We start from the raw sequence: 1,032 nt of genomic DNA, 5'->3' as shown, positions 1-1,032 counted from the left end.
TAGAATGCGTTTTTGTGCTTTAGGGTACTTTTTCTTGCACAAACACATTAAAGGGCTTCTGAGGGCTGTTTTTTGCGTTTTAAGGGTATTTAAAGTGTTGTTCTTGTTTTTCAGGATTCTTTTTCCTTCAAGGAGACAGTTTTAATCTTTTCTGCTTTTAAATCTGCAAAGTTAATTTTATAGTCTTCGTCTTGCTCGGACATGGCTAATACAACATTGGCAGGAAATTTGCTGTACTGTCTATTGTTACCCCAAGATTTCCAGTAAACTTTATCGTTAATCGTGTAGACATTTGCATTTCCGCTTTTCAAGGTAACTAAAAAGCCGAGGTCTTTAAGAACCTTGATATTTTTTGAAATGGTTTGACGACTTACTCCTAAGACTTCTTGCATAACAGCGGTAGAACAAATACAAGCGTTATAGTTATCCATTTGGTCCACAAGAAAATAAAGTATAGCGTGAGCCTTTGGATGTTTAATAGCAAGTATCATTAGTTCTTTTGTGTGCTCATTATTGAACTGTGTCCAACGGCTAAAAGGACTTTGTTTTTCACGCTTAATTGCGTCCATTTCGGCTTTTTCTTTAGACTTTAACTGCAATGCCCTTTCATCAAAAGATAAGCTATTATTGCTCAATAAATTAGGCTTTTCTGAAACTGTTAACGTTGACATCAAAACTCCTTTCATCTCTGTCTAAAATTATTACACATTGTAAATTTTATTTTACAACTTGTCAAGAAAATGGTTTACAACGTGTAAAGGGTATGTAAAGCAAGCTGGTTTACATTGATGTAAAGCAGTGCTTTACATAGGTCTGTCTTTAAAAACATCAAAAAAGCTAGATTCTATGCGGTTCTACAAGATTTTCACTTAATCGTTCCCTCTTATATCTTCTTAGAGGGGGATTCTCCCCCCTAAAACCCCTCTAGTCGGCTCGTGCCGACAGCACGACCTCTGGAGCTAATTAAGCCCGTCGGTAAGCCATAAAAGGCACATAGCCCACGCAGTCAAGGGCGAAGCCGACGGAGTCGGT

The 1,032-nt window shown here is 37.6% G+C and carries 1 protein-coding gene; it reads right to left on the bottom strand.

Annotated elements, in window-relative coordinates:
- Positions 1 to 110 precede the first annotated feature (110 nt).
- A complete protein-coding gene (locus LEP1GSC047_RS00245; protein WP_000105967.1) occupies positions 111 to 671 on the bottom strand; it encodes a winged helix-turn-helix domain-containing protein in 561 nt (186 codons plus the stop codon).
- Between the last annotated feature and the right edge of the window lie 361 nt (positions 672 to 1,032).

The sequence above is a fragment of the Leptospira inadai serovar Lyme str. 10 genome, from assembly GCF_000243675.2.
Classification (GTDB): domain Bacteria; phylum Spirochaetota; class Leptospiria; order Leptospirales; family Leptospiraceae; genus Leptospira_B; species Leptospira_B inadai.
Note: the sequence above shows the minus strand (reverse complement) of the source record. Positions and strands in the feature narration are given on the sequence as shown.